At 53.8% G+C, this 24397-nt stretch carries 19 protein-coding genes and 1 pseudogene; 9 read left to right on the top strand and 11 right to left on the bottom strand.

Features of this window, described 5'->3' with window-relative positions:
• Positions 1-10: 10 nt before the first annotated feature.
• From nudC to TRICHSKD4_RS06030, 4 genes and pseudogenes are all read left to right on the top strand, one after another.
• A complete protein-coding gene (gene nudC / locus TRICHSKD4_RS06045; protein ID WP_009466584.1) occupies positions 11-955 on the top strand; it encodes an NAD(+) diphosphatase in 945 nt (314 codons plus the stop codon).
• A 2-nt stretch (positions 956-957) separates the two neighbouring features.
• A pseudogene (locus TRICHSKD4_RS06040) lies at positions 958-1535 on the top strand (histidine phosphatase family protein).
• A gap of 85 nt (positions 1536-1620) precedes the next feature.
• Complete coding sequence (locus tag TRICHSKD4_RS06035) at positions 1621-2820, top strand: lytic murein transglycosylase (RefSeq protein WP_009466581.1); 1200 nt, start codon at positions 1621-1623, stop codon at positions 2818-2820.
• Positions 2821-2953: 133 nt separating this feature from the next.
• Positions 2954-3574 (top strand): hypothetical protein, encoded by a 621-nt coding sequence (locus TRICHSKD4_RS06030; protein WP_009466580.1) that lies wholly within the window; start codon positions 2954-2956, stop codon positions 3572-3574.
• A 2-nt stretch (positions 3575-3576) separates the two neighbouring features.
• Here TRICHSKD4_RS06030 and TRICHSKD4_RS06025 read toward each other — a convergent pair whose 3' ends face one another.
• Complete coding sequence (locus TRICHSKD4_RS06025; RefSeq protein ID WP_009466579.1) at positions 3577-4143, bottom strand: TetR/AcrR family transcriptional regulator; 567 nt, start codon at positions 4141-4143, stop codon at positions 3577-3579.
• A 72-nt stretch (positions 4144-4215) separates the two neighbouring features.
• Here TRICHSKD4_RS06025 and TRICHSKD4_RS06020 point away from each other — a divergent pair, with 72 nt between their 5' ends.
• Positions 4216-4677: a DUF3995 domain-containing protein gene (locus TRICHSKD4_RS06020; RefSeq protein ID WP_009466578.1), complete on the top strand. Its 462-nt coding sequence runs from the start codon at positions 4216-4218 to the stop codon at positions 4675-4677.
• A 17-nt stretch (positions 4678-4694) separates the two neighbouring features.
• Here TRICHSKD4_RS06020 and TRICHSKD4_RS06015 read toward each other — a convergent pair whose 3' ends face one another.
• The 7 genes from TRICHSKD4_RS06015 to TRICHSKD4_RS05985 all read right to left on the bottom strand — a co-directional run bounded on the left by TRICHSKD4_RS06015 (position 4695) and on the right by TRICHSKD4_RS05985 (position 14657).
• A complete protein-coding gene (locus TRICHSKD4_RS06015) occupies positions 4695-6326 on the bottom strand; it encodes an ABC transporter ATP-binding protein (RefSeq protein ID WP_009466577.1) in 1632 nt (543 codons plus the stop codon).
• Positions 6327-6336: 10 nt separating this feature from the next.
• Complete coding sequence (locus tag TRICHSKD4_RS06010; RefSeq protein ID WP_009466576.1) at positions 6337-7485, bottom strand: ABC transporter permease; 1149 nt, start codon at positions 7483-7485, stop codon at positions 6337-6339.
• Positions 7486-7489: 4 nt separating this feature from the next.
• Positions 7490-8608, bottom strand: a complete 1119-nt coding sequence (locus TRICHSKD4_RS06005) for a microcin C ABC transporter permease YejB (RefSeq protein ID WP_009466575.1) — start codon at positions 8606-8608, stop codon at positions 7490-7492.
• Between the two features lie 32 nt (positions 8609-8640).
• Complete coding sequence (locus TRICHSKD4_RS06000) at positions 8641-10500, bottom strand: extracellular solute-binding protein (protein ID WP_009466574.1); 1860 nt, start codon at positions 10498-10500, stop codon at positions 8641-8643.
• An 8-nt stretch (positions 10501-10508) separates the two neighbouring features.
• Positions 10509-12377 carry an extracellular solute-binding protein gene (locus TRICHSKD4_RS05995; protein ID WP_050763370.1) on the bottom strand — a complete coding sequence of 623 codons (1869 nt, stop codon included), beginning with the start codon at positions 12375-12377 and terminating at the stop codon, positions 10509-10511.
• Between the two features lie 124 nt (positions 12378-12501).
• A complete protein-coding gene (locus TRICHSKD4_RS05990) occupies positions 12502-13953 on the bottom strand; it encodes a diguanylate cyclase (protein WP_009466571.1) in 1452 nt (483 codons plus the stop codon).
• Positions 13954-14105: 152 nt separating this feature from the next.
• Complete coding sequence (locus tag TRICHSKD4_RS05985) at positions 14106-14657, bottom strand: cytochrome c family protein (protein ID WP_009466570.1); 552 nt, start codon at positions 14655-14657, stop codon at positions 14106-14108.
• Between the two features lie 208 nt (positions 14658-14865).
• Between TRICHSKD4_RS05985 and TRICHSKD4_RS05980 the strand changes: the two genes are divergently transcribed.
• From TRICHSKD4_RS05980 to TRICHSKD4_RS05970, 3 genes are read left to right on the top strand one after another with little or no spacing between them, the layout of a single operon-like run.
• Positions 14866-15594, top strand: a complete 729-nt coding sequence (locus TRICHSKD4_RS05980) for a 3-deoxy-manno-octulosonate cytidylyltransferase (RefSeq protein ID WP_009466569.1) — start codon at positions 14866-14868, stop codon at positions 15592-15594.
• A gap of 24 nt (positions 15595-15618) precedes the next feature.
• A complete protein-coding gene (locus TRICHSKD4_RS05975) occupies positions 15619-16509 on the top strand; it encodes a prephenate dehydratase (RefSeq protein ID WP_009466568.1) in 891 nt (296 codons plus the stop codon).
• A gap of 18 nt (positions 16510-16527) precedes the next feature.
• Positions 16528-17529: an adenosine kinase gene (locus tag TRICHSKD4_RS05970; protein WP_009466567.1), complete on the top strand. Its 1002-nt coding sequence runs from the start codon at positions 16528-16530 to the stop codon at positions 17527-17529.
• Between the two features lie 69 nt (positions 17530-17598).
• On the opposite strand, the gene TRICHSKD4_RS05965 is transcribed toward TRICHSKD4_RS05970, so the two are convergent.
• Positions 17599-18219, bottom strand: a complete 621-nt coding sequence (locus TRICHSKD4_RS05965; RefSeq protein WP_009466566.1) for a 2,3-bisphosphoglycerate-dependent phosphoglycerate mutase — start codon at positions 18217-18219, stop codon at positions 17599-17601.
• Positions 18220-18250: 31 nt separating this feature from the next.
• Entirely contained in the window at positions 18251-19063 is an 813-nt protein-coding gene (gene dapB, locus TRICHSKD4_RS05960) for a 4-hydroxy-tetrahydrodipicolinate reductase (protein WP_009466565.1), read from the bottom strand.
• A 329-nt stretch (positions 19064-19392) separates the two neighbouring features.
• Between dapB and TRICHSKD4_RS27980 the strand changes: the two genes are divergently transcribed.
• A complete protein-coding gene (locus TRICHSKD4_RS27980; RefSeq protein ID WP_083782742.1) occupies positions 19393-22134 on the top strand; it encodes a bifunctional diguanylate cyclase/phosphodiesterase in 2742 nt (913 codons plus the stop codon).
• Between the two features lie 87 nt (positions 22135-22221).
• On the opposite strand, the gene pnp is transcribed toward TRICHSKD4_RS27980, so the two are convergent.
• Positions 22222-24354, bottom strand: a complete 2133-nt coding sequence (pnp, locus tag TRICHSKD4_RS05950) for a polyribonucleotide nucleotidyltransferase (protein WP_009466563.1) — start codon at positions 24352-24354, stop codon at positions 22222-22224.
• Between the last annotated feature and the right edge of the window lie 43 nt (positions 24355-24397).

Genomic DNA, 24397 nt, shown 5'->3' with positions numbered 1-24397 from the left:
CAAGGACCCCATGATGTCTGCTCTTGAAACTGCAAACGCTTCAGTCATGAGTTTTGTCGACAACCGACTGGACCGGCGCGCGACCAAACGGACAGACACCGGGTTTCTGGACACTCTATTGAACGCCCCGTCCACACGGATCGTGCTCTCAACCGCCACCAATTTGCTGCTGCCTGCAGAAGAAGGTGAAACGGTCGGGCATACGCTGGAAACAGCCCTTGCCCTTGGCGCAGAACGGAAAGAAATGGTGTTTTTGGGGCAAGACCCGGAGACAGAACGTTCCTATTTCGCGACAACGGTGGAACTGGAAGAGGATGACGTTGCCATTCTGGATGGCTTTAAGGTCACCGATTTGCGCACGCTGGCGCTTGGGCCAGAGCTTCCCGCAGACGAACTCAGCATGTTGTCTCAGGCCCGCGCGTTGATCCATTGGCATCGAACGCATCGGTTCTGCTCGCGTTGCGGGCACCCCTCGCAAATGGTGGAGGGCGGATATCGCCGAGACTGCCCGTCTTGCGAGGCACAGCATTTTCCGCGCACCGATGCCTGCGTCATCATGCTCATAACCGATGGGGATCGCGCGCTTTTGGGACGCCCACCCCGTTTGATGGAAGGGGTCTATACCACACTAGCCGGTTTCATGGAGCCGGGCGAAACGGTGGAGCAAGCCGTCCGCCGGGAAACACTGGAAGAATCGGGTATCAAGGTGGGTGACGTTCGGCTCATCTCCAATCAGCCTTGGCCGTTTCCAAGCAATTTGATGATCGGCTGCGTCGGCGACGCGCTCTCGTTCGACATTCACATTGAAGATGACGAGCTGGAGGCCTGCAAGTGGTGTGACCGGGATGAGGTGCGTCAGATGGCCGACGGCACTCACCCGGAAGGCCACATCATCCCACCGTCCATTTCGATCGCTCATGAGCTGATCATGGGATGGCTGGAGAACAGAATTTAAAAATGACGTTCTGCGTTTATCTCACGCACCCTGAAGTGCAAATTGACCCGGCTGTCCCGGTTCCGGATTGGGGGCTTTCTCAAATCGGAAGAGACCGGGCAGCAAATGCACGGAAACTGGATTGGGCGGCTAAAATCCGGCGGATCATAGCCAGTGAAGAGAGAAAGGCTGTCGAAACAGCTGAAATCTTCGCTGAACCTTTTGACCTACCTGTAGAAACTGTTGCCGCCTTTCATGAAAATGATAGGTCCGCGACCGGGTTCTTGCCGCCGCCAGAGTTCGAAGCAACTGCGGATCAGTTTTTCGCCAATCCTGAGCAATCCATTCGCGGTTGGGAACGGGCGAAAGACGCTCAAACCCGCATAGTCCGTGCGTTGAAAGCGGTTGTTCTCACCACACCAGACAGCGATCCTATTCTCTTCAGTGGCCATGCGGTGTCGGTACACTTTTGAAATGTCACCTGATGGGCGTTCCCATTTCTCGTAAGCATGACCAGCAAGGTGGCGGGCATTACTACCTTTTTGAAAAGAGCGCCCTCACCACACAAAGTGCGAGAGCGCCGGATTGGAACCGCTTGTGAGTATTCACTCAATGGTTCTGTTGTCATTTTGACGCCGTGTTAGGCTGCGAACATTCCGTTTTCAGTGCTGACCATTGGAGCCCCCATGATCCGCCGCCTTTTCCTTTGCTTTGGCCTCTCCGTACTGCCCGGTCTGGCGCTTGCCGGACCCCATGATGCTGAGTTCCGTCGATTTCTGGAGGCGGACGTCATACCGGAGGCCAAGCGCCAAGGTGTCACTTCACGCATCCTGACCCGCGAGCTAAAAGGCCTGACGCCGAACACCAAACTTCCCGGCCTTGTTGGCCCTTACGGAAAGGGCAAACCACCAAAGGTGAATTTTCAGGCGGAGTTCCGTGCCCCAGCCAACTATTTCAAGGAAAGCAGCTTTAACGGGCTTGTTGGGCCGGGCCGCCGATTAATGAAGAAGCATCGCACCACACTGGCCAAAATCGAAAGCCGATTTGGCGTGCCCGGTCGTATTGTCTTGGCCATCTGGGCGCGGGAATCCGGTTATGGCGGGGCAAAAATTCCTCATGATGCCGTTCAGGTGTTGGCAACGCGGGCGTTCATGGGCCAGCGGCGTGACTTCTTCAAACAGGAGCTTATCAGTGCTCTGAAAATTCTGCAGGAAGGCCATATTTCTCGTTCAGCCATGAAAAGCTCTTGGGGCGGGGCGATGGGGCAACCGCAATTCATGCCCTCCAGTTTTCTGAAATACGCTGCTGATTTCGAAGGTGATGGCAAGCGGGATATCTGGCGTTCAGACATCGACACCATGGCCTCAATCGCCAACTATCTGGCTAAACACAGCTGGGTAAAGGGGCGTGACTGGGGTTATGAAATTCGCCTTCCCGACACAGTGTCTTGCACGCGTGAAGGCCCGGATAACCAACAACCCATCGCTGCTTTTGTGCGTGAGGGCGTCACGCGGGTTAGCGGACGGCCTTTTCCCGCGCATGAAGTGAACCAACCGGGCAATATCCTTCTGCCAGCAGGCCGATATGGACCCGCTTTCATTGCCACAGAAAACTTCTACGTCATCAAAAAATACAACGAATCAGATGCTTATGCGCTCTTTGTTGGGCATCTTGCCGACCGATACGGCAGCAACAAACCGTTTGTCGCGACATGGAAGCCGACGAAAGCCACCACGCGCGGAGCTGTGCGCACGCTTCAACAAAAGCTGGAAGCCAAGGGGCATGACGTCGGCGGAGCCGACGGCCTGATCGGCTACAAAACCCGCCGCTCTATTGGCAAGGATCAGGAAGCTGGCGGCTTTTTTGCCACCTGCTGGATTGGTTGACAACGAAGCTGAGAGCTAATTGTTCCTGGCACTAACCACGGCTATCTTGGCACGGAAGAAGAACCTGCCCCAATTTCGCCATACACCTCCAGGAATTAATGTTTTACAATATTTTTTTGTCTTGGAGAGATAATTGTCTTTTGCGCAAACCTGTTCCTCTAATCGTTCGGCAATCGCGGCTGCAACAGTCCTTGTAGTTGTTTTGTTTCTCGCCGCTTGCGGCCATGTTCCGATCGCCAGCATTCCAAAACTCGCAAAACTTGATCTATTTGAAACCGATCCTGCCGCCTTGCGTGTGGCTGTGCTCTATCCCGACAGCATTCGCATTCCAGAAGATGGCGCCAAACTTGAATTATCCGTTCGTGACGCCGCAACACAAACCAATCTGATGGAAGAAACCATCTATCTTGTAAAAGGTGGAACCTCGGCGGAAAAAGCCGAACTTGCCTCAAAACTTACATCTGGAAAGCGGCTTGAGGTCTATCAATTTTCTAAAGCGGACATCGCATATATGCGCGCGTTTCAACAGCGGGTGAAAACTCTAAAAGAGACCAAAGGCGACACAACCGAGGGAAGCCTCTCCGTCAGTGTTCGAGGCTGCGAAGTTAAGCCGATTTCGAAAGGCCCGGTTAGGGTCTCAACTTTTATCAAAACTGTCGAACTTGATGGGTTCGTTACGTTGCTACGCTATTTCGATATCAGCGAAGCTGTGGCGCGGCAAAAGGCTGATCACCCTTCCATGTCTGATTGCTAAGTTTATGGCACGGCTATCAGGCGTTTCAGCAACACCATCATGTCGGCCTTGAGGTCAGCATGGCCCATCAAGGCCAAGTGCTCCAGACCTAACAAACCTGCATAGAGTAGGCGGGCGTTCACTTCCGCCATTTCAGCGGTCTGGCCAGCTCTCTTGAAGAGGTCGGTAACATAGGCAATGCGTCGTTTCTCGGCTGATTTGACGACTTCTGCTGCTTGATTGTCATACCGCGCCCACTCGCGGATTGCCGCAAGCACCTGCGGGCCACCGTATTCGCCATCAGGCATCTCCACGGCGTGCTCTATCAATAAGCACAACGTATCAAACGCCGGCATGGCCTGCGCTTCGAGTGCTTCTATAATTTCGTCGGTAGCAGCGACCTCCCAATGCGACAACACCCCGGTTTTGAAAGCCGGAACGTCCTTGAAATGCCAATAGAACGATCCTTTACTCACCTTCAGATCCCGCGCCAAGGCCTCGGCACGAAGTGCACCAGCACCGCCTTTGGCGAGGCCCCGATAACCCGCCTTGATCCAGTCTAATTTTGATAACCGATCTTTGTCGCCCATATTTCAACCATACGCCCCCGTATTGACGACGGAAAGCAATGTGATTACATACGGTTCCGTATGGAGGACAACATGATCCAAACAACTCTCGCATTCCTGCTTTTTCTGGTTCTTTCTATTACGGCTGGATTGCATGTCTACTGGGCCTTCGGTGGCTTTTGGCCTGCGGTCAGTCTTGAAGACCTACCCAAAACAGTGATTGGTGCAAAGGGCATCACACAGATGCCGCCAACATGGATGACCTTGGTGGTGGCCGCTTTGATTTTTGCAGCTGCGGTCGCGCCGTTGGTTTGGGTTGGAATTTTCCCTTTACCCATTCCACAACTGTTGGTCTTAACCGGCATGATGGGCCTGACAGGTGTCTTTCTTCTGCGCGGTGTAGTCGGCTTCACGCCCTACTTCGGGCGGCTTCACGCTGAAGAACCTTTTCGGACCTTGGATCGGCTTTACTTCAGCCCGCTTTGCATCGCGATCGGGTTGGTTTTCCTGGCGGTTCTCTTGTTGAAATCAACCGCCAGTCAGCCAAGCGTATGAGACGATTGGTTGATCGGCTAGTCGCTCACCACACCCTCTTCAGCTGTTTCCAGCCGGAAGGCGGCGGCCATGAGGGCTTTGGTGTAGTCGGTCTTCGGGCGGTCAAAGATCTCTTCGGCGTCTCCGCTTTCGACAACCTTGCCCTGCCGCATGACGACCACTTCATTGGCAAGAGCGCGCACGACTTTCAGATCGTGCGAAATGAAGAGGTAAGCAAGGCCGTGAGCCTTTTGCAAATCCCGTAACAGGTCAACCACCTGTGCCTGAACGCTCATGTCGAGAGCAGATGTCGGCTCATCTAGCATGACGAATTTCGGCTCCAGCACCATCGCCCGAGCAATTGAGATCCGCTGCCGCTGACCGCCGGAAAACTCGTGCGGATATCGATGGCGGGTTTCTGCGTTAAGGCCCACTTCCTCCAAAGCTTTGGCGACCTTAGTGTCCCGCTCTTCGGCTGTGAGATTCGGGAAATGAACCTGCAACCCTTCTCCAACGATATCGGCAACGGACATGCGAGGGCTAAATGCCCCAAACGGGTCTTGGAAGACGATCTGGATATCCCGGCGCAGGGGGCGCATTTCCTTCCAGGAGTTTTCCTGAATATCCTGCCCTTTGAAGGAAATACGCCCGGTTGAGGAGATCATGCGCAACAGCGCCAATCCCAACGTGGTTTTGCCTGACCCACTTTCTCCAACGATACCAAGCGTCTGACCTTCGCGAACGCGCACATCAATTCCATCCACCGCCTTCACATGTCCCACCGTCTTGCGCATGAAGCCGCGCTTGATCGGAAACCAGACCTTCAAGTCATCTGCTTCAATGACAACCGGCTTGCTGTCGTCTTGCTGCGGAGGGCTGCCCTTTGGCTCTGCGGCGAGAAGGTGCTTGGTATAAGCGTGTTGCGGATTGTCAAAAATCTCGCGAACCGGCCCCTGCTCCACGATTTCGCCGTTTGTCATCACACAGACTCTATCGGCAAACTTTTCAACAATGCCCAAGTCATGGGTGATGAACAGCATCGCCATGCCGCGCTCGGACTGAAGGTCTTTCAGGAGCTTCAAAATCTGCGCCTGAACGGTCACATCCAGCGCAGTTGTCGGCTCATCGGCGATCAAAAGCTCCGGCTCGTTAGCCAATGTCATGGCAATCATGACGCGCTGACGCTGACCACCGGATAGCTGGTGCGGGTAGGAGTTTAACCGCGTTTCAGGCTCCCGAATGCCCACTTGCGTCATAAGTTCCAGTACGCGGGCGCGTGCTGCCGTGTCACTCATGCCCCGGTGAATTTTCAGAATTTCCGAAATCTGCCGTTCGACAGTGTGCAGCGGGTTCAGCGAGGTCATCGGCTCCTGAAAGATCATGGAGATCTCATTGCCGCGCACCTTGCGCATCTCCTTGTCGGTGGCATGCAGGATATCCTGCCCCCGAAACAGAATTTCGCCGGATGGATGAGACGCTGCCGGATAGGGGAGCAGCTTCAGCACAGACAGCGCGGAAACTGATTTACCGGAACCGCTTTCGCCAACAAGAGCGACGGTCTCGCCCTTGTTGATGTCAAAAGACACCTTGTTGACCGCAGTGTTCGTGTTGCCCCCTTGCGTGAAGGCAACGGACAGGTCCTTGACGGTGAGGAGTGGGTCTTGTGTCATTGGAGCATCCTCACGCCAGACTCTTGCGCGGATCAAACGCATCACGCACAGCTTCGCCGATAAAGATCAGCAAGCTCAACATCAGGGAGATGACGATGAATCCCGTGATGCCCAACCACGGGGCCTGAAGGTTGTTCTTGCCCTGGGCCAGCAATTCTCCGAGCGAAGCCGATCCCGGCGGCAGGCCAAAGCCGAGGAAGTCCAGTGCCGTCAAAGTGGAGATCGATCCGTTCAAGATAAAGGGCATGAAGGTCAGTGTGGCCACCATCGCGTTGGGCAAAAGATGCCGCCACATGATGACACCGTTGGAAACGCCCAACGCCCGTGCCGCAGAAATATATTCAAAGTTCCTGCCGCGCAGAAATTCAGCCCGCACCACGCCGACAAGCGCCACCCATGAAAAGGCGAGCAGGATCGTGAACAAGGTCCAGAAGCCGGGCGCCAGAACCGACGACACGATCAAAATGAGATAAAGCGTCGGGATCGCCGTCCAGATTTCGATAAAGCGCTGGAAAATGAGGTCAACCCATCCGCCATAATAGCCTTGAACTGCCCCGGCTGCGATGCCGATGACTGACGACGCCAGCGTCAAGGCCAAGCCAAACAGAACCGAGATGCGGAAACCGTAGATCAGCCGCGCGAGCACATCCCGGCCCTGATCGTCCGTTCCAAGCCAGTTCCAATTGCCCAAAACGCAATTCGGGTCTTCAGCGCCGAGCGGATATCTGGAGCAACGCTGTTCTTCGTCCAATGTCCAAGATGGCGGCGCAGGGGCCGGAACCGGAATTTCGCTATTCACAGTACGGTAGGAATAACGAACAGGCGGCCACAACATCCATCCGTTTGCGTTGATCTCTTCCTGGATAAAGGGGTCTCGGTAATCCGTGACCGCCAGAAAACCGCCGAACTTTTCTTCCGGATAATCGACAAACACAGGGGTAAGCCACTCGCCATTATAGTTGACGAGGATCGGCTTGTCGTTGGTGATGAACTCAGCCCCCATAGCCAGCACAAACAGGACCAGGAAAACCCAGAGGGACCAAAAGCCCCGCCGGTTCGCCTTGAAGTTTTGCAGGCGGCGCTGGTTAATCGGTGTGAGCCATGGCCTTTTTGTGGAAGAGGCGGAGGACGCTGGCAGGTCGGTTGCAGATACGCTCATCAGCTCAAACCTCCCGTGTCTCGAAATCGATCCGTGGATCGATCCAGGTGTAGGTCAAATCGGAAATCAGGTTCACCAGCAGACCCATCAGGGAAAAGATGTAAAGCGTTGCGAAAACGACGGCATAGTCGCGGTTGATGACCGATTCAAAGCCCAGCAGTCCGAGACCGTCGAGAGAGAAAATCGTTTCAATCAAGAGCGACCCGGCAAAGAACGACGAGATGAACGCGCCGGGAAAGCCTGCCACCACAATCAACATCGCGTTTCGGAACACATGCCCGTAAAGCACCTGAGACTCCGTCAGTCCCTTCGACCGGGCCGTGATGACATATTGCTTACGGATTTCATCAAGAAAGGAGTTCTTGGTCAAAAGCGTCGTTGTGGCAAAAGCGGACAAGACCATGGCGGTCAGCGGCAGGGCCAAATGCCAGAAGTAGTCAAGAATGCGCTCAGGCCAGGACAATGTTTCCCAGTTTTCAGACACCAGCCCGCGTAAGGGGAAAATATCCCAGAATGATCCGCCTGCGAAAAGGACAATCAGAAGGACAGCAAAGAGAAAGCCGGGAATGGCATAGGCCACGACGATGACCCCGGACGTCCAGACATCAAACCGCGATCCGTCACTCACCGCCTTTCGTATTCCAAGCGGGATCGAAACCGCGTAGGAAATCAGCGTCATCCAAAGCCCGAGTGATATGGATACAGGCAGTTTTTCGGCAATCAAATCCAGTATTCGGATATCTCGGAAATAGCTTTCCCCGAAATCAAACCGGGCGTAATCCCACAACATGGTCAAAAAGCGCTCAAGCGGCGGCTTGTCAAAACCGAACTGCGCTTCCAGCTCCTTGATGAACTCCGGGTCCAGACCTTGCGCGCCGCGATATTTCGACGATCCAGCATCCGCCCCAAGTCCGCCGCCGCTCACATCGCCAGTGTCGCCGCCAAGATCTCCACCTCCGCCGGAGACGCGAGCAGTTGCAGACACATCATTTCCAGACAACTGGGCGATCACCCGCTCTACGGGTCCGCCCGGTGCAAACTGGATGATCACGAAATTGATTGCCATGATGCCAACGAGTGTCGGGATCATCAAAAGCAAGCGGCGGAGAATATAGGCGCCCATCTAGGTGTCGTTTCCGTCCTGTTGTCGGTCCGTTATCCGGCCTTGCCGATCTTTTCTGCTTTTTCCTGATCAAACCACCACGTGGATTCGACCGGGAAGAAGTAATCCGGTTTTTCCTTTGGTGCCCCGAACATGTCCCACTTGGCGATCCGGTGCGTCCCGCTGTACCACTGAGGCACCCAATAGCGCCCAGCGCGCAGTACCCGGTCAAGGGCGCGAGCTGCCGTGACCATGTCCGGCCTATTGTCCGCGGTCAGCGCTTTTTCAATCAGCACATCCACAACCGGGTCTGCAATTCCCGCCAGATTTTGACTTCCCGGCACATCCGCTGAGGCAGATGTCCAATAGGATCGAACGGAATCTGTCAGGGTAGATGTGAGGGAATACCTGCGGGTGCACACATCAAAATCAAAATCGTTCAACCTGGATTGATACTGCGCTGGATCAACCACCCGGAAGGTTGCCTCAACGCCGAGGCGTTCGAGATTTTTCACAAATGGCAGAGTGATTCGCTCAAAGGCCGGGGAATTGTTGAGGAACTCGATCGACAGCGGCTCACCGTCCGGGTCCACCAGCTTGCCGTCCTTGCGGGTATACCCTGCCTCGCGCAAAAGCTTGTTGGCCGCGGCCAGCATAGAGCGATCAAACCCGGATCCGTTGGAAACGGGCGGGCTATAAGGCACGCCGAAAACCTCTTCTGCAACTTGATTACGGAAGGGTTCAAGAAGGGCCAACTCGTCCTTGTCAGGCAAGCCAGTTGCCTTCATATCCGAATTTTCAAAGAAGGATTGTGTGCGTTTGTAAAGGCCATAAAACAAGGCTTCATTGGACCATTCAAAATCGAAGGCGTAACCAATTGCCTCACGCACACGTGGATCGGCGAATTTCTTGCGCCGTGTGTTGAAGAACCAGCCTTGCGCGCCTGACGGGCGACCATCGGGAAAGGTGGTGCGGACAACGCGGCCATCTTCGATGGCCGGGAAATTATACTCCGTCGACCAGATCTTGGAGCTAAACTCCTCCTGATAGGTAACGTTCCCCTTCTTGAACGCTTCAAAGGCCACCTGATTGTCGCGGAAAAGATCGACCCGGATGATATCGAAATTGTAGTGCCCAGCCGTGACCGGCAGGTTCTTGCCCCAATAGTCCTTGAACCGATTGTACTGGATGAACCGCCCGACAGCGTGCTTACCAACCTTGAACGGGCCGGAGGACAAAGGCGGCGTCAGTGTAGTCTGTTTGAAGTCGTAGGTGGTGTAGTAGCGCTTTGAGAAGATGGGCAGCTGAGCGACTTCCAAAGGCAATTGTTTTGTGTGCTGGCCGGTGAAATGAACCGCAACACGATACTCTTCCAGCGCCTCGGCTTCCTTCATTTCCTGAATGGTCTGACTGATCAAAGGATGACCGTCGGCTTTCAGCAAGTTCAGGGAAAAGGCTACATCAGCTGCGGTTAGTTTTGATCCGTCGTGGAATCGGGCTTCTGGTCGTAGGTTGAAAATATAGGTGTTGCCGTCTGCAGAAATTTCGACAGTTTCGGCAACCAAGCCGTAGATTGCGTCCGGCTCATCCCAAGCCCGCACCATGAGACTGTCAAAACACAGCTCCATTCGCGGTGGAGCGTCACCCTTCAATATGAAGCTGTTGAAGGAATTGTAGGTCTGAACATTTTGATTGTAGTACCAGTAAGGCACGCGAAAGGAGAACTTTCCGCCTTTCGGTGCATCCGGATCAACATAGCCGAAGTGACTGAAATCCGGTCCGTATTTCAATTCGCCAAAAACAGACAGGCCGTGCAACGGGCCACTGCCCGCGGCCTGTCCAGATGTCGGCAGCAAAGGAAGTGTTGCAGCGGCCCCGGCCAATTTTAGAAAAGTGCGGCGCGTCGTTGTCATTCTTCACCTCACTTCTTTGCATCTGTTTGAGCGGCAAGTTCAGCGTCGTACCACCAGATTGTTGGGAACCCGATAGAAAACTCGGGCATGTTTTGCGGGTGGGCAAAGCGGTTCCAGCGGGCAGTGCGCTCGTAATCCAAAAACCATTGCGGGATCACAAAATTATGGGCCAGCAGCACCCGATCCAGAGCCCGGGTCGCAGCAACAAGCTCTTCCCGGTTCTTTGCAAAGATCACCTTCTCAATCAACGCATCAACACCGGCGTCCTTGATGCCTGCATAGTTCTGGGACTGTTGCTGGTCTGCGGCCTCTGAGCCCCAGTAGTTTCGCTGCTCATTGCCCGGTGATAAGGACTGAGCCCAGACCAAGGTGGCCATATCAAAATCTCGGCTGCGTATCCGATTGATGTATTGAGGGGTGTCCAGAATGCGCAGCTCAAGGTCAATGCCAATCAAGCGTAGATTGTTGGCATAAGGAAGCACGTATCGTTCAGCGGTCGGGCTTTGCGCGATGAACTCAATCGTAAAAGGCGTGTCATTGGCATCGACCAGTTTTCGATTCTCTAGGCGAAACCCCGCTTCCTTGAAGAGCTTCAAGGCTTCACGCAGATTGGCGCGCATTTTTTGCGGATCACCGCCAACGGGGTTCTGATAAGGTTCGCTGAAAACCTCTGCAGGCACCAGTTCGCGAACGCTTTCCAGAATTTCCAGTTCCTTGCCTTCCGGGAGCCCACTGGCTGCCAGTTCAGTCCCCGCATAGAAAGAGTTGCCGCGCTTGTATTGATCGAAGAACGATGTCCGATTGAGCGTTTCAAAATCAAACGCCAAATTCAGAGCTTGCCGAACGCGCTCGTCCTGAAATTTTTCCAAGCGCAGGTTCGGCACAAAAGCCTGCATGATGCCGCGAGACTTATCCGGGAAGGTCTCAAGAACAATTCGGCCATCCTTTACGGCGTCAATGTCATAGGCTGTCGCCCAATTCTTGGCGATGTTTTCACGCCGCCAGTCGAACTGGTCTCCCTTGAAAGCCTCCAGCTGAACCGCGCTGTCCCGATAGGAATCATAGACGATTTCATCGAAATTGTTTGTGCCAACCCGGATAGGGAGATCTACTCCCCAATAATCATCAACCCGCTCATATGTTACTTGGCGATTGGCCGAGAAATCCTTGATCCGATACGGCCCGGAGCCCAGCGGTTTTTCCAGAGTACTTTTGGCGATATCCCGTGCGTTTCCATTCGCATCCGCTCCGGTCCACCAATGTTTGGGCAGCACCATCACCTGCCCCATGATATGTGGCAATTCGCGATTGCCCGGCGCATCAAAGGTGAAGCGAACCACGCCGTCACCGCGATCTTCTGCAGCTGTGACATTCTGGTAGTAAAACTTGTAACGCGGATCGAGTTCGATGACCGTCTCGAAAGACCAGATTACATCTTCGACCGTGATCGGATTACCATCATGCCAGCGTGCGTTTTCGTTCAGGCGAAACTCAACCCAGGAGTAGTCTTCAGGGTAACGGGTCTCTTTGGCAATGACCCCGTATTGTGCGCTGACATCAGCCTCATCCAGCGCCTGCTCCATAAGCGTTTCATAAATCAAGCCAATTCCAGGAGCGAGGTTGCCCTTTGGCAGGATTGCGTTGAAACTGTCAAAACCGCCCGTGCTGGACAAGCGCACCTTGCCGCCTTTCGGCGCTTGAGGATTTACATAGTCAAAATGGGATGTTGTCGCGTCGTATTTCGGCGTCCCGTTCAGCGCTGTCGCATGATGCCACCCGGAATGATCCGCCAAACCTTGCCCATGTGTTACCAACAAAGCAGCTGTGGCCAAAAGGAACGTTCCGCACGTTGCGCGAACCCGGCTCCATTCCGTCATCAAGACACCTCCAAACAGGACCGAACCCGACTGCCACAGCAAATCATTTACCGAAGCAATCTATCGGAAACTGTAAGGTACTCGAAACGAAACGTCACCCTTTCAGAGCGAAAATGACAGATTTTTAACCTACTTGTAGCAAGGCGCGGCTGATAGCAGAGGATGTTGAGCGGTGGGCCTTGGCCTTTTGCGTGTACATGCGAGCATCTGCAACACGCAGAAGGTCTTCTACTGTTGCCGCATCACTGGGGAAACTGGCGCTTCCGATACTCACTTTTACCGCAAACTCGACGCTTGCGCTTTTGAACGGTTTGTTGATCCGCGTAGCGAGCCGCTCAACGAAGGCGAACCGATGCTCAATGGTAATCCCCCCGGGGGCGAGAACGATAAACTCGTCGCCCCCCACGCGCGCCACGGTGTCCATTTCACGGGTTTGATCTTGCAGCCGCTCGCCGACCTCAATCAGGAGCTGATCACCAACCGCATGACCGTATGTGTCATTGATCGGTTTGAAATCATTCAAGTCGAGATAAAAGATATCAAATCCCGTCCCGTAGCGATCGTACATGGTCACCAGCTGGGACATCCTGTCTTCTAGGAGACGGCGGTTGGCCAACCCGGTCATGGGATCATGAAGCGCCATGGAACGCGTTTTCAGAACTTCAAAAATCAAGAAATACGACATCAGCGCGAACACTGCGGAGGCAATAAACCCGACAATGCGCGTAATCCAAATCTCTTGGCCGTGACTGCGCCACCCTTCGACCGGGTAGGCAACAAGGCTCCAATGCAAACTGTCAAAAGTTGTCATGGGCAGGGAAACCGCATCGGAGAAAGGAAGCTCAGGGTCTCCGAGAATGTAACTTGGACCTGAAGTCTTTCCGTTTTGTGCCACAATGGCGATGCGATAATCGTCGGCTATGTCGGTTTTTCTCGCAGCTGCTATCAAGCTGGTTTCATCAACAACGACCGTGATCACGCCCCAATACCGTTGTTCGACAAGCGGTTGGCCTGGCTTTGTTGGCTGAAATACCGGTACGCGCGCCATCATCACCAACTCGCCATCGCGAGATTTGTGTGGGCCGGACACAACTTCGGAACGCCGGATCATCACTTCGCGGACTGACGGCCACTGGTCAGCAAAAAGGCGGTAGTTCATTCCGACAGATTTGTAATTTGTCTCGACCGGGTAAACGGCGGACACCACATTGTTTGGAGCCAACCCGACAAGCTTGATGAACTTGTTGCCATGCACCAGATCCTCTGCCACCTTGCTGAAGTGCTCTTGCCCCATGTAAATGTCCGGATAAGCGGACACGTGAGAACGAATGCCACGACCCGTTGCAACGGCCTCTCCGATAAGACCTTCTATGCGAGCATGCGCCTCAGTCAGATTGGCAATGGCTTCCTGTTTATGGCGGGAAGACGTGCCCGATCGAACAAGATCACCGACATGCGCCACAGCGACAAGCCCTGCGAAAAACAAGCCAAGGGCGGCGACCGCCGCATGAAAATGACTATTGCCCGTTGATATCGAGCGTTGGCGGCTGAGCAGGCTGGACAAGGCGGACAACATTACTAGACCTCGGCTTGTGTACCTCCGCACCCTGTGTCGAGTTTATTAAAATTGTCCTTACTAGCAATAATTTAGAACCATAAAAAAAGGCGCAGGGGGAAATTTCCCAGCGCCTTGATTCTTTTAGGTCATTTCTGCCTAAGGGCTATTGCTTACTCACCCGGTAAAGGTACTGGTGAAGCGGCCTGCTCGCGCATATAAGCGATAACATCGGCACGATCCTGAGGCTTGCGAAGACCGGCAAATCCCATGGACGTGCCACTGATGTACTTCTTTGGAGCCTCAAGGAAGTGATCGAGGTTCTCGAAAGTCCATTCAGGCTTTTCTTCACCATAAGCGACCATGGCAGAGGAGTATCCAAAGCCGTCAAGGCCACCTGGTTTACGCCCTACGATTTCATAGAGAGCCGGGCCGACCTTGTTTGCACCACCAGCATCAAATGAGTGACAAGCTGCACATTTCTTCGCAACCTTTTCCCCATCGCTGGCAGAAGCTGCCAGAAGTCGTTCGCCAATCGGAACACCATCCGGTTCGGCAGACACTGTAGATGTTTCATCTTCTGCGGATGCAACAACGATTTCGTAACCCGGCTTGTCCGGGATGGTTGGCGTGAAGATGATATCGGACAGGATACCGATACCCATAGTCCCGACGAGCACCAGCAAAACCGCACCAGCGATCTTGTTCAATGTGAACGAATCCATACTTTCCGGCTCCTCTCTCCGGCTCCAGCATATATGCGCCAAGGCCCGCAACCAAGGCTGCGAACCCACAATGCGTATTCAAGTTGCGCGGAACCTACAAATTTTTTGACCTTGCTGTCCATAGGTTTAAAAGACAGTTCGATACGACATTCGGACGCGCCTTGAGCTTTTCAGGGCGTTTAGAGCCTAAAAAGGGGCAAGTAAAGCCGTGAATTCCATTCTGGTTATAATTCCCTCACGCCTTGAGGCAACCCGGTTGCCACGAAAGCCCTTGGCCGATATCGGTGGAAAACCGATGATTGTGCGGGTTTATGAACAAGCTCTCAATGCAGATGTCGGTCGCCCAGTGGTTGCATGTGACCATCAGGACATTGCAGAAGCGATAAAAGACTACGGCGGCGAAGCGGTGCTCACGCGCAGCGATCATGAATCAGGCTCAGACCGTATTCAAGAAGCCGCCAATCTGGTGGATCCGGAAGGCAAACATGGCACCATTCTCAACTTGCAAGGTGACGTGCCTCTCATCGAACAGGCTGCCGTCCGAGCCGCCTTAAAGCCACTGAATGACCCAAGCGTGGATATTGGAACCATCATGACTGAAATTCGGGACGAGCGCTTCCGCACTGACCCGAGCTTCGTCAAGGCCGTGACCACACCAAACGGTGACGGCACACATAGAGCGCTCTATTTCACTCGCGCAACAGCACCGACCGGCGACGGCCCCCTTTTCCAGCATATTGGGGTGTACGCCTACCGCCGATCTGCCCTTGAAAAATTCGTCAGTTTGACGCCTTCTCCGCTGGAACAACGCGAAAAGCTTGAGCAACTGCGCGCATTGGAAGCAGGTATGCGTATTGATGTTAGCGTCATCGCCAGCGCACCAATGGATGTAAACACGCCGGAAGACCTCGAACGCGCACGCGCGGCAATCGGATAACCGACAACGGACTAAAGGACTGCAATGACCGACCGCAGGAAAATCGTATTTCAGGGCGAACTTGGCGCCAATTCCCATATGGCCTGCCGCGATGCTTTTCCGGACTATGAAGCCATCCCCTGCCATACGTTCGAGGATTGTTTTGCCGCGCTTGAAAACGGCTCAGCAGACCTGGGCATGATCCCGGTTGAAAACTCTGTTGCGGGACGGGTTGCCGATATTCATCACCTTTTGCCCAAGTCCAGCTTGAACATTATTGGTGAGTATTTCCTCCCGATCCGTTTCCAACTGGTTGCTCCCAAAGGCGCGACGATTGACGGCCTGAAAACCGTTCAAAGTCACGTCATGGCGCTCGGACAATGCCGCAAAATCATTCGGGAACTTGGCCTGCTACCAATCGTAGGAGCCGACACGGCCGGGTCGGCGCGCCAGATTGCAGAGCAAGGCGATCCAACCGCAGCTGCTCTGGCACCTGAAATGGCCGCAGATGCTTATGGCCTGGATATTCTGCGGCGTGACGTGGAAGATGCGGCCCATAACACAACGCGCTTTTTGATCTTGTCGCCAGAAAAACGCGAAGCAGCTCACAGCGGGCAAGCCACTATCACGACGTTCATTTTCCGGGTCCGGAACGTTCCAGCGGCGCTCTACAAAGCGCTTGGCGGGTTTGCAACAAACGGCGTGAACATGACCAAACTGGAATCCTATCAGCTTGAAGGACAGTTTTTTGCCTCCATGTTCTACGCTGACATTGAAGGCCACCCAGAGGATCCTTCCGTGGCGCTTGCGCTTGAAGAACTCGCCTTTTTCTGCGCTGAACTGAAAATCCTTGGCGTTTATCGCGCAAACCCGTTCCGCGACAAAATTCGTGAGCCAGATGCCAATCGCGCACTCCGGCCCACTCCACAAATCTGAAAATAAACAGAGGTCTTTATGTCCGAAATAAAGTTTGATGCACTGTGTATTGGAAACGCGATCTGTGACGTTTTCGCCCATGTGGAAGAGGACTTCCTCGTGCGGGAAGATCTCGTGAAAGGGGCCATGCGGCTCATCGACACAGATGAAGCTCTGCGACTTTACGACAAGATGGGACAAACGGTCCGTATTTCCGGCGGCAGTGCCGGCAACACAGCTGCTGGTATTGCGTCCCTTGGTGGCAAACCTGCCTATTTTGGCAAGGTGGCCAAGGATGATCTTGGTGAAGCCTACACCCACGACATGACTGCGACCGGGGTCCACTTCGAGACACCGCCGCTCGTCGATGATGTTCCGACAGCCCGCTCCATGATCCTGATCACACCGGATGGCGAGCGCACGATGAACACCTATCTTGGTGCCTGCACGAAATTCGGCCCCTCAGATGTGGATGCTGATGTCGTCGCTGCATCCGCAGTCACCTATATGGAAGGCTACCTGTGGGATCCGGAAGAGGCGAAAAAGGCATTCTTGGCAGCTGCCGATATTGCCCACAATAACGACCGCAAGGTTGCTATTACCTTGTCGGATTCCTTCTGCGTTGATCGTTATCGTTCAGAGTTCCATGACCTCATCAAAAATGGTGTGGTCGACCTCGTTTTCGCAAATGAGCATGAACTCAAGTCGCTCTATGAAACAGCTGACCTTGATACTGCCATTTCGGCCGCTCGTGAGAGCGGCGCGGTAACCGCACTGACGCTTGGTAGCGAAGGCGCCATGGCAATCACACCAGAAGGCCAGGTCAAGGTTAGCGCTCAGAAGCTCGACACTGTTGTTGATCTGACCGGTGCTGGCGATCTGTTTGCAGCCGGCTTCCTTTTCGGTCTGGCCCGGTCCTATGACCATCAGACAGCCTGCGAACTGGGATGCCTTTGTGCAGCAAATGTCATCGGCCACGTTGGAGCCCGACCAGAAAAAGCACTTAAGGACGTTGCGAACCAAGGCGGATTTATCGTCTGAGTTTACAACCACCCATAACGAGAAAAGGCGGCTCAAATGCCGCCTTTTTTGTAGGTTCAAAGATACTGATCAGGCCGCAAGATCCTGAACGCTCAACACCTTTCCATCTTCATCCAACCGGTAGATGATCGGCGTACCCGTTCCCAGCTCGCGCTTCAGGATTTCTTCAGGAGACAGTCCTTCCAGTTCCATGATGAGCGAGCGCAAGGAATTGCCGTGAGCTGCAACGATGGTGCGAGAACCTGCCAAAACCTTCGGAAGGATTTCCTGCTTGTAGTAAGGCAACACGCGTTCAGCTGTCATTTTCAGGCTCTCGCCGCCGGGAGGAGGCACATCAAATGATCGGCGCCAGATATGCACCTGTTCCTCACCAAATTGCTCGCGCGCTTCATCCTTGTTCATGCCTGTGAGATCACCATAGTCGCGCTCGTTCAAGGCTTGATCACGGATCGTTTCGAGATCTTCCTGTCCGATTTCGGACAAGATCAGCGAAAGTGTCTTTTGCGCTCGGCTCAGATCAGAAGTGAAGGCAATGTCGAAGGCAAGCTTCAGATCCTTGAGTTGCTCACCAGCCTTTTTCGCCTCTGAGACCCCTTGTTCTGTAAGACCTGGGTCCTTCCACCCGGTGAACAGGTTCTTCAGATTCCACTCACTTTGACCATGCCGCACAAGCACCAGCAGGCGTTCCATATGCCATTCTCCACTTCATTGGACGGAAGATTTAATCAGACAGACCCAAAACATCTGCCATGGAGTAGTAACCGGGCTTTTTATCAAAGGCCCAAAGCGCTGCCTTTACGGCCCCTTTTGCAAACAAGGAACGGTCTTCGGCCTTGTGCGCCAATTCGATCCGCTCGCCATCGGCCGCGAAAATCACTGAATGCTCGCCGATCACACTGCCGCCGCGCAAAGTGGCAAAGCCAATAGTCCCTTCTTCACGAGCACCGGTAATACCATCGCGCACCCGCACCGACTTTTCTTCGAGATTAATTGTACGCCCCTCAGCAGCGGCTTCGCCCAAGAGGAGCGCTGTACCAGACGGGGCATCCACCTTGTGGCGGTGGTGCATCTCAAGAACTTCAATATCGAAATCTGTATCCAGCGCTGCGGCTGCCTTACGCACAAGGTTGGCTAGCAGGTTCACACCGAGACTCATGTTTCCAGATTTGACAATGCGCGCGTGGCGCGCCGCTGCTTTCAACGGTTCGTCTTGCCCCTCAGTCCACCCAGTGGTTCCGATGATATGCGCAATGCGCGCCTGTGCGGCCAATTCGGCAAAGGCAAGCGAGGCTTGAGGAGCGGTGAAGTCAAGGACGCCGTCGGTGTTGGCAAATACAGTCAGCGGGTCATCCGAGATTGGAATGCCAAGGTGCCCAACGCCTGCGATTTCGCCCAGATCTTGCCCCAGCGCGTGAGAACCTTCACGCTCTACTCCTCCGGACAAACATACGCCTGGAGTTGACCAAACCGCCTGTATGAGTGCCTTGCCCATTCGGCCGGCCGCTCCAACAACTGCGATGCGCATATCGCCCATAAACTGTCCTCCAAGTCATCGTTGCGCCGGGTATATCAGCTTGGGCATGGGCAGAAAACGCCGAACGATGCCTCGACGAAAAAAATCGATAAACTTCTATAGATACTGAGATCCCAGAAGATTTTCACAAATAATAAACTTCTTTAATACATTCTTTAATTAGTAAAGTAAGTATTTGCAACTTATAACTAAGGGCAAAAGAGTATGCTACGTGTATTTTGTAGTGAGTTTTATTCTATTGTCGATTTTAATTACACAAATAAAGATCCACTCTCGCGTTTTCTGACCTTGCCGCTTCTTACAGCTGACCTACATTCGGGGATTTCAAAATGAGTTCTCCACGAGGAATACGGTTCAACTGGTTTATAATGGGGCTGTTTAGCGTTGGCATTACCCTTTCATCCCTTGCGGTATTCGGTTTTACCTATCATGCAGCACAGTCCATTTCTCGGGAACATCAAGAGACAGATAGCACCCGAGATCAAGCGCTAGCTCAATCCGTTGCCCAGCAACTCTTGGGGGACTTTGGCACGCGTTTACGTAGCGCCGCAGCCGATCATCGCATTGAAAAAGCACTTTTGTCGGGAAATCTTGCAAGAACTAAACAGCTGCTTTCGGATCACGCTGGATCAGCAGTAGGTACTGCTTTTGATCTTCTTGTTCTGGATATTGCTGATGGCGACACCAGCTTAAAGGTTGGTTCTGCCCCTGAGCTCGCCGATCCGCTCCTGCCCCGAGAAATCAGAACGGGCCTCTTGCCAGATATCTGGAACCTTGTTGCGCAAACAGGCGATCATGGCACTGACGTTCTGGCTGTGCTTTCTATCCCGCTGAAAACAGTCGACGACGGAACCACCACAAGGGCGGTATTGACCGGAGCCACGAGCATATTGGAGCACGCAAATGTGGCTGAAATGATCGCGCAAAAACTCGGCACCGATAGGGTACGTGTCAAACTGGGTGACCTGACCGTCTCCGAAATCGTGCCGCCAACCACTCAGCCGAACATGGAGGGGCCCTTCCCATTTGCGCCAGAGGCATCGCCCAAGGCAATTGACAGCGTTTTGATCGAGAACCCGCTTGGGCTCCCCCTTACTGCAGAGATTTTCGAGCCGGATTTGGCAACTCTTCATTTAGCTGCCGCCTACAAAGAATTTCTGCCCCCCTTCACATTAACGGTACTTGTTGCCTGTGTGATTGCGTCCGCAATTCTTCACCGACTGATAAGCCCATCTCTCTCCTATCTGATTGCCTATGCACATGAACTCCGCCAAGGCCGCGCTAACCGTTCTCATCAAAAAAGCAGATTTCAAGAGTTCAACACGCTCGCAACATTGTTTTCCGATGCATTTGAGGCCAACCAACGGACAAACGCACAGTTCAGAGATCTGATCGACGGTTCACTTCAAGGTGTATTCGTGCATGCCAACAAGCATATTCTTTATGTCAACAACGCTCTTCTGGAGATGCTTGGCTATGAAAGCGGCAACAAGAAACAGCTTGTCGGAAAGCCGGTCACCGATCTTTATGCCAAAGAAGAGCACCGACAACTCAATCAGGTCTACAAACTGAGAGCCGACGGGGGGACTGCTCCGCGGATTTATGAAGCTCGAGCGCAACGTCAAGATGGCTCCGTTGTTTGGTTGGAACAACATGTGCGCATGATTTCATGGAACGGCGAAGAAGCCTTCTACGCTACTGTCCTCGACATCACAGACCGTAAGCGTCAGGAGCAACAAATCGCCCTCAATGCAAACTATGACTCTGTGACTGGCTTGCCCAACCGCTATCTGTTTCTTGATCGACTTAAGCAGGCAATCGGCAGAGCCCAATCCAAGCATGAGAAATGCACTCTCTTGTTTCTGGATGTAGATCGCTTCAAGTCCATCAACGAAACCCTTGGTCATGAAGCTGGAGATCAACTCCTGGCCAACATCGCGTGGCGGGTGCAACAGATATTGGGACCGAGCGAATCAGCAGCCCGCCTTGGCGGCGATCAAATCGGGGTCTTGCTCAACACGGTTAAAGATAGCTGGGATGCAGAACAAAAGGCACTTGGTCTTTTGGAAGCCGTTTCCGCTGCCCGACCCGGTGACGTTGAAACCAATCACCTAGCGACAGCAAGCGTTGGCATTGCCATAGGCCCAGCAGACGGAGACAATCCTGACCTCCTGTTGCGCCATGCAGAATTTGCGATGTTTCAGGCCAAATTAGAAGGCGGGAATCGCTGCAGGTTCTACAGTCACGAGCGCAATGACGCCGCCACTCGCGCGATGAAACTGGAATTTGCGCTGACTTCGGCGATTGATCAAAAAAAGCTGAAGCTGCACTACCAGCCAATTGTCGACTTTGAAAGCGGTCAGATTATCAGCTGTGAAGCACTCTTACGATGGAATGACCCGGAATTCGGGGACATCACGCCTTCCGAATTCATCCCAATTGCCGAAGAAACCGGCTTGATCGTTCCGCTTGGCGACTGGGTGCTGCAAGAAGCCTGTAGTTTTTTCAAAGACTGCAAAAAACGCGGACTGGACCTGCAGTGCATCAGCGTGAATGTCTCACCGCGCCAGTGCCGTGATGATGGCTTTGTGAGCCGTGTTGCCCAAGTCATTGCCGAGACCAGAATTGCACCCTCTCAACTTCATCTGGAAATCACGGAAACCGTGATGATGGATGACAGCAGCATTGATCCGGCGATGGTTCTTGACGCCCTCCGCGATATCGGGGTGAAACTGTCACTGGATGATTTTGGAACCGGCTATTCGTCCCTCAGTTATCTGAAGCGACTTCCAATCGATATTTTGAAAATCGACAGCTCCTTCATTCTGGATCTGGAAGAAGATGAAGAGGATCAGGTCTTGATCCGGGCCATTCGGTCGATGGCAGAGAACCTCGGTATCACGGTGATTTGTGAGGGCGCTGAAACCGCTCCCCAATGCCGTATCCTTGCCGATCTCGGCTGCCAACTTATTCAAGGTTATCACATTGCCCGACCGATGCCGGAGCGGGATTTCATCCACTTTCTGACGACCAATGCGATGTCGATCCCACCAAACGCGCGTCTGCATTAGCTGAGGGATCAACAATAAAGCGCAACAAAAAACAGCGCCGCACGTGAATGCGACGCTGCCGAATGTCAGAGTTCAGAAGGCCTGAAATCAGGCGTCTTCTTTCTTCTCTTCCCGCTCGATTTCCTTACCGGTCTCCTGGTCAACAACCTTCATGGAGAGACGAACCTTGCCGCGCTCGTCAAAGCCCATGAGCTTGACCCAGACCTTGTCGCCTTCCTTGACGACGTCGGTAACCTTGGCAACCTTCTTCGGAGCCAGCTGGGAGATGTGAACCAGACCATCGCGTGCGCCGAAGAAGTTCACGAATGCGCCGAAATCAACGCACTTCACGACTGTACCTTCGTAGATCACGCCAACTTCCGGCTCAGCCGCGATGGAGTTAATCCAGTTAACCGCCGCCTTGATGGCCTTGCCATCGGAAGAGGCAACCTTGACGGTGCCATCATCCTCGATGTTGACCTTCGCACCCGTTTTCTCAACGATTTCGCGGATGACCTTGCCACCCGAACCGATGACTTCACGGATCTTGTCGACCGGGATCTTCAGCATTTCGATGCGCGGTGCGTGTTCACCCAACTCAGAGCGAGCTTCGGTGATGGCATTTGCCATTTCGCCGAGGATGTGGATACGGCCATCCTTAGCCTGTGCAAGCGCGACCTTCATGATCTCTTCGGTGATACCGTCGATCTTGATGTCCATCTGCAAGGACGTGATGCCGTTCTCGGAACCTGCCACCTTGAAGTCCATGTCGCCAAGGTGATCTTCATCACCAAGGATGTCAGACAGAACTGCGAAACGGTCGCCTTCCTTGATGAGTCCCATCGCGATACCGGCAACAGGTGCCTTCAGCGGAACGCCAGCGTCCATGAGAGCCAATGACGTGCCACAGACAGTTGCCATGGACGACGAACCGTTGGACTCGGTGATTTCCGAAACAACACGCAATGTGTACGGGAACTCATGGTGCGCCGGAAGCATCGGGTGCACAGCACGCCAAGCCAGCTTGCCGTGACCGATTTCACGGCGTCCTGGAGAGCCCATGCGGCCGGTTTCACCGACAGAGTAAGGCGGGAAGTTGTAGTGCAGCATGAAGTGTTCCTTCATGGTGCCTTGCAGTAGGTCAACGAACTGCTCGTCTTCGCCAGTGCCGAGGGTGGCAACCACCAGACCTTGCGTTTCACCGCGAGTGAACAGCGCAGAGCCGTGAGCGCGCGGCAAGATGCCAACTTCGGAAGAAATCGCGCGAACAGTGGATAGATCGCGGCCATCGATACGGGTGCCCGTGTCGAGGATTGCACCGCGGACGATTTCCGCTTCGAGCTTCTTGAAGAGTTCGCCAACAACTGTTGCTTCAGGAGCCGCGTCACCGCCGTTTTCGATCACAGCTTCAACGACTTTTGCCTTGGCGGCATCAATCGCATTCTTGCGCTCGGTCTTGGACGTGATCTTGTAGGCTGCCTTAAGATCATCTTCGGCAATGCCCTTGATAGTTCCAAACAGCTCGGAATGATCCGGCAGCACCAGTTCGCGGGGCTCTTTTGCAGCTGTTTCAGCCAGCTTGATGATGGCGTCGATCACAGGCTGGAAGCCTTTTTGACCAAACACGACCGCGCCAAGCATGGTGTCTTCGTCCAGTTCCTTGGCTTCGGATTCAACCATCAGCACGGCTTCGGAGGTTCCGGCAACAACCAGATCCAGCGAAGATTCTTCCATGTCGTCAACTGCCGGGTTCAGGACATACTCGCCGTTGATGTAACCAACGCGGGCACCACCAATCGGGCCCATGAATGGGACGCCGGACAAGGTCAGGGCAGCGGACGCTGCAACCATGGCCAGAATATCCGGTGCGTTTTCCATGTCGTGCGACAGAACGGTCAGGATGACCTGCGTGTCGTTCTTGTACCCGTCTGCGAACAGGGGACGGATCGGACGGTCGATCAGGCGAGATGTGAGTGTTTCGTGCTCGCTCGGGCGCCCTTCACGCTTGAAGTAGCCACCCGGGATTTTACCAGCGGCGAATGCCTTTTCCTGGTAATTGACAGTAAGCGGGAAGAAGTCCTGGCCCGGCTTCGGGGACTTGGCGGAGACAACAGTTGCCATGACCTTGGTCTCGCCATAGGTCGCCATGACTGCACCGTCAGCCTGACGGGCAATCTTGCCAGTTTCGAGGACAAGCGGACGCCCGCCCCAGTCTACTTCCACACGATGAATGTCGAACATATTTGTTCCTTACAGCTTCGTCCGTCTGCGCACGTATCTCGTT

It is taken from the genome of Roseibium sp. TrichSKD4, from assembly GCF_000148725.1.
Lineage (GTDB): Bacteria > Pseudomonadota > Alphaproteobacteria > Rhizobiales > Stappiaceae > Roseibium.
This window is presented reverse-complemented; position numbering and strand designations above follow the sequence as displayed.

What these genes read in the sequence shown, in the direction of transcription:
- nudC (WP_009466584.1), top strand. Translation starts at nt 11, where the DNA reads ATGATGTCTGCTCTTGAAACTGCAAACGCTTCAGTCATGAGTTTTGTC.
- TRICHSKD4_RS06035 (WP_009466581.1), top strand. Translation starts at nt 1,621, where the DNA reads ATGATCCGCCGCCTTTTCCTTTGCTTTGGCCTCTCCGTACTGCCCGGT.
- TRICHSKD4_RS06025 (WP_009466579.1), bottom strand. Translation starts at nt 4,143, where the DNA reads ATGGGCGACAAAGATCGGTTATCAAAATTAGACTGGATCAAGGCGGGT.
- TRICHSKD4_RS06020 (WP_009466578.1), top strand. Translation starts at nt 4,216, where the DNA reads ATGATCCAAACAACTCTCGCATTCCTGCTTTTTCTGGTTCTTTCTATT.
- TRICHSKD4_RS06015 (WP_009466577.1), bottom strand. Translation starts at nt 6,326, where the DNA reads ATGACACAAGACCCACTCCTCACCGTCAAGGACCTGTCCGTTGCCTTC.
- TRICHSKD4_RS06010 (WP_009466576.1), bottom strand. Translation starts at nt 7,485, where the DNA reads ATGAGCGTATCTGCAACCGACCTGCCAGCGTCCTCCGCCTCTTCCACA.
- TRICHSKD4_RS06005 (WP_009466575.1), bottom strand. Translation starts at nt 8,608, where the DNA reads ATGGGCGCCTATATTCTCCGCCGCTTGCTTTTGATGATCCCGACACTC.
- TRICHSKD4_RS06000 (WP_009466574.1), bottom strand. Translation starts at nt 10,500, where the DNA reads ATGACAACGACGCGCCGCACTTTTCTAAAATTGGCCGGGGCCGCTGCA.
- TRICHSKD4_RS05995 (WP_050763370.1), bottom strand. Translation starts at nt 12,377, where the DNA reads ATGACGGAATGGAGCCGGGTTCGCGCAACGTGCGGAACGTTCCTTTTG.
- TRICHSKD4_RS05990 (WP_009466571.1), bottom strand. Translation starts at nt 13,953, where the DNA reads ATGTTGTCCGCCTTGTCCAGCCTGCTCAGCCGCCAACGCTCGATATCA.
- TRICHSKD4_RS05985 (WP_009466570.1), bottom strand. Translation starts at nt 14,657, where the DNA reads ATGGATTCGTTCACATTGAACAAGATCGCTGGTGCGGTTTTGCTGGTG.
- TRICHSKD4_RS05975 (WP_009466568.1), top strand. Translation starts at nt 15,619, where the DNA reads ATGACCGACCGCAGGAAAATCGTATTTCAGGGCGAACTTGGCGCCAAT.
- TRICHSKD4_RS05970 (WP_009466567.1), top strand. Translation starts at nt 16,528, where the DNA reads ATGTCCGAAATAAAGTTTGATGCACTGTGTATTGGAAACGCGATCTGT.
- TRICHSKD4_RS05965 (WP_009466566.1), bottom strand. Translation starts at nt 18,219, where the DNA reads ATGGAACGCCTGCTGGTGCTTGTGCGGCATGGTCAAAGTGAGTGGAAT.
- dapB (WP_009466565.1), bottom strand. Translation starts at nt 19,063, where the DNA reads ATGGGCGATATGCGCATCGCAGTTGTTGGAGCGGCCGGCCGAATGGGC.
- TRICHSKD4_RS27980 (WP_083782742.1), top strand. Translation starts at nt 19,393, where the DNA reads ATGAGTTCTCCACGAGGAATACGGTTCAACTGGTTTATAATGGGGCTG.
- pnp (WP_009466563.1), bottom strand. Translation starts at nt 24,354, where the DNA reads ATGTTCGACATTCATCGTGTGGAAGTAGACTGGGGCGGGCGTCCGCTT.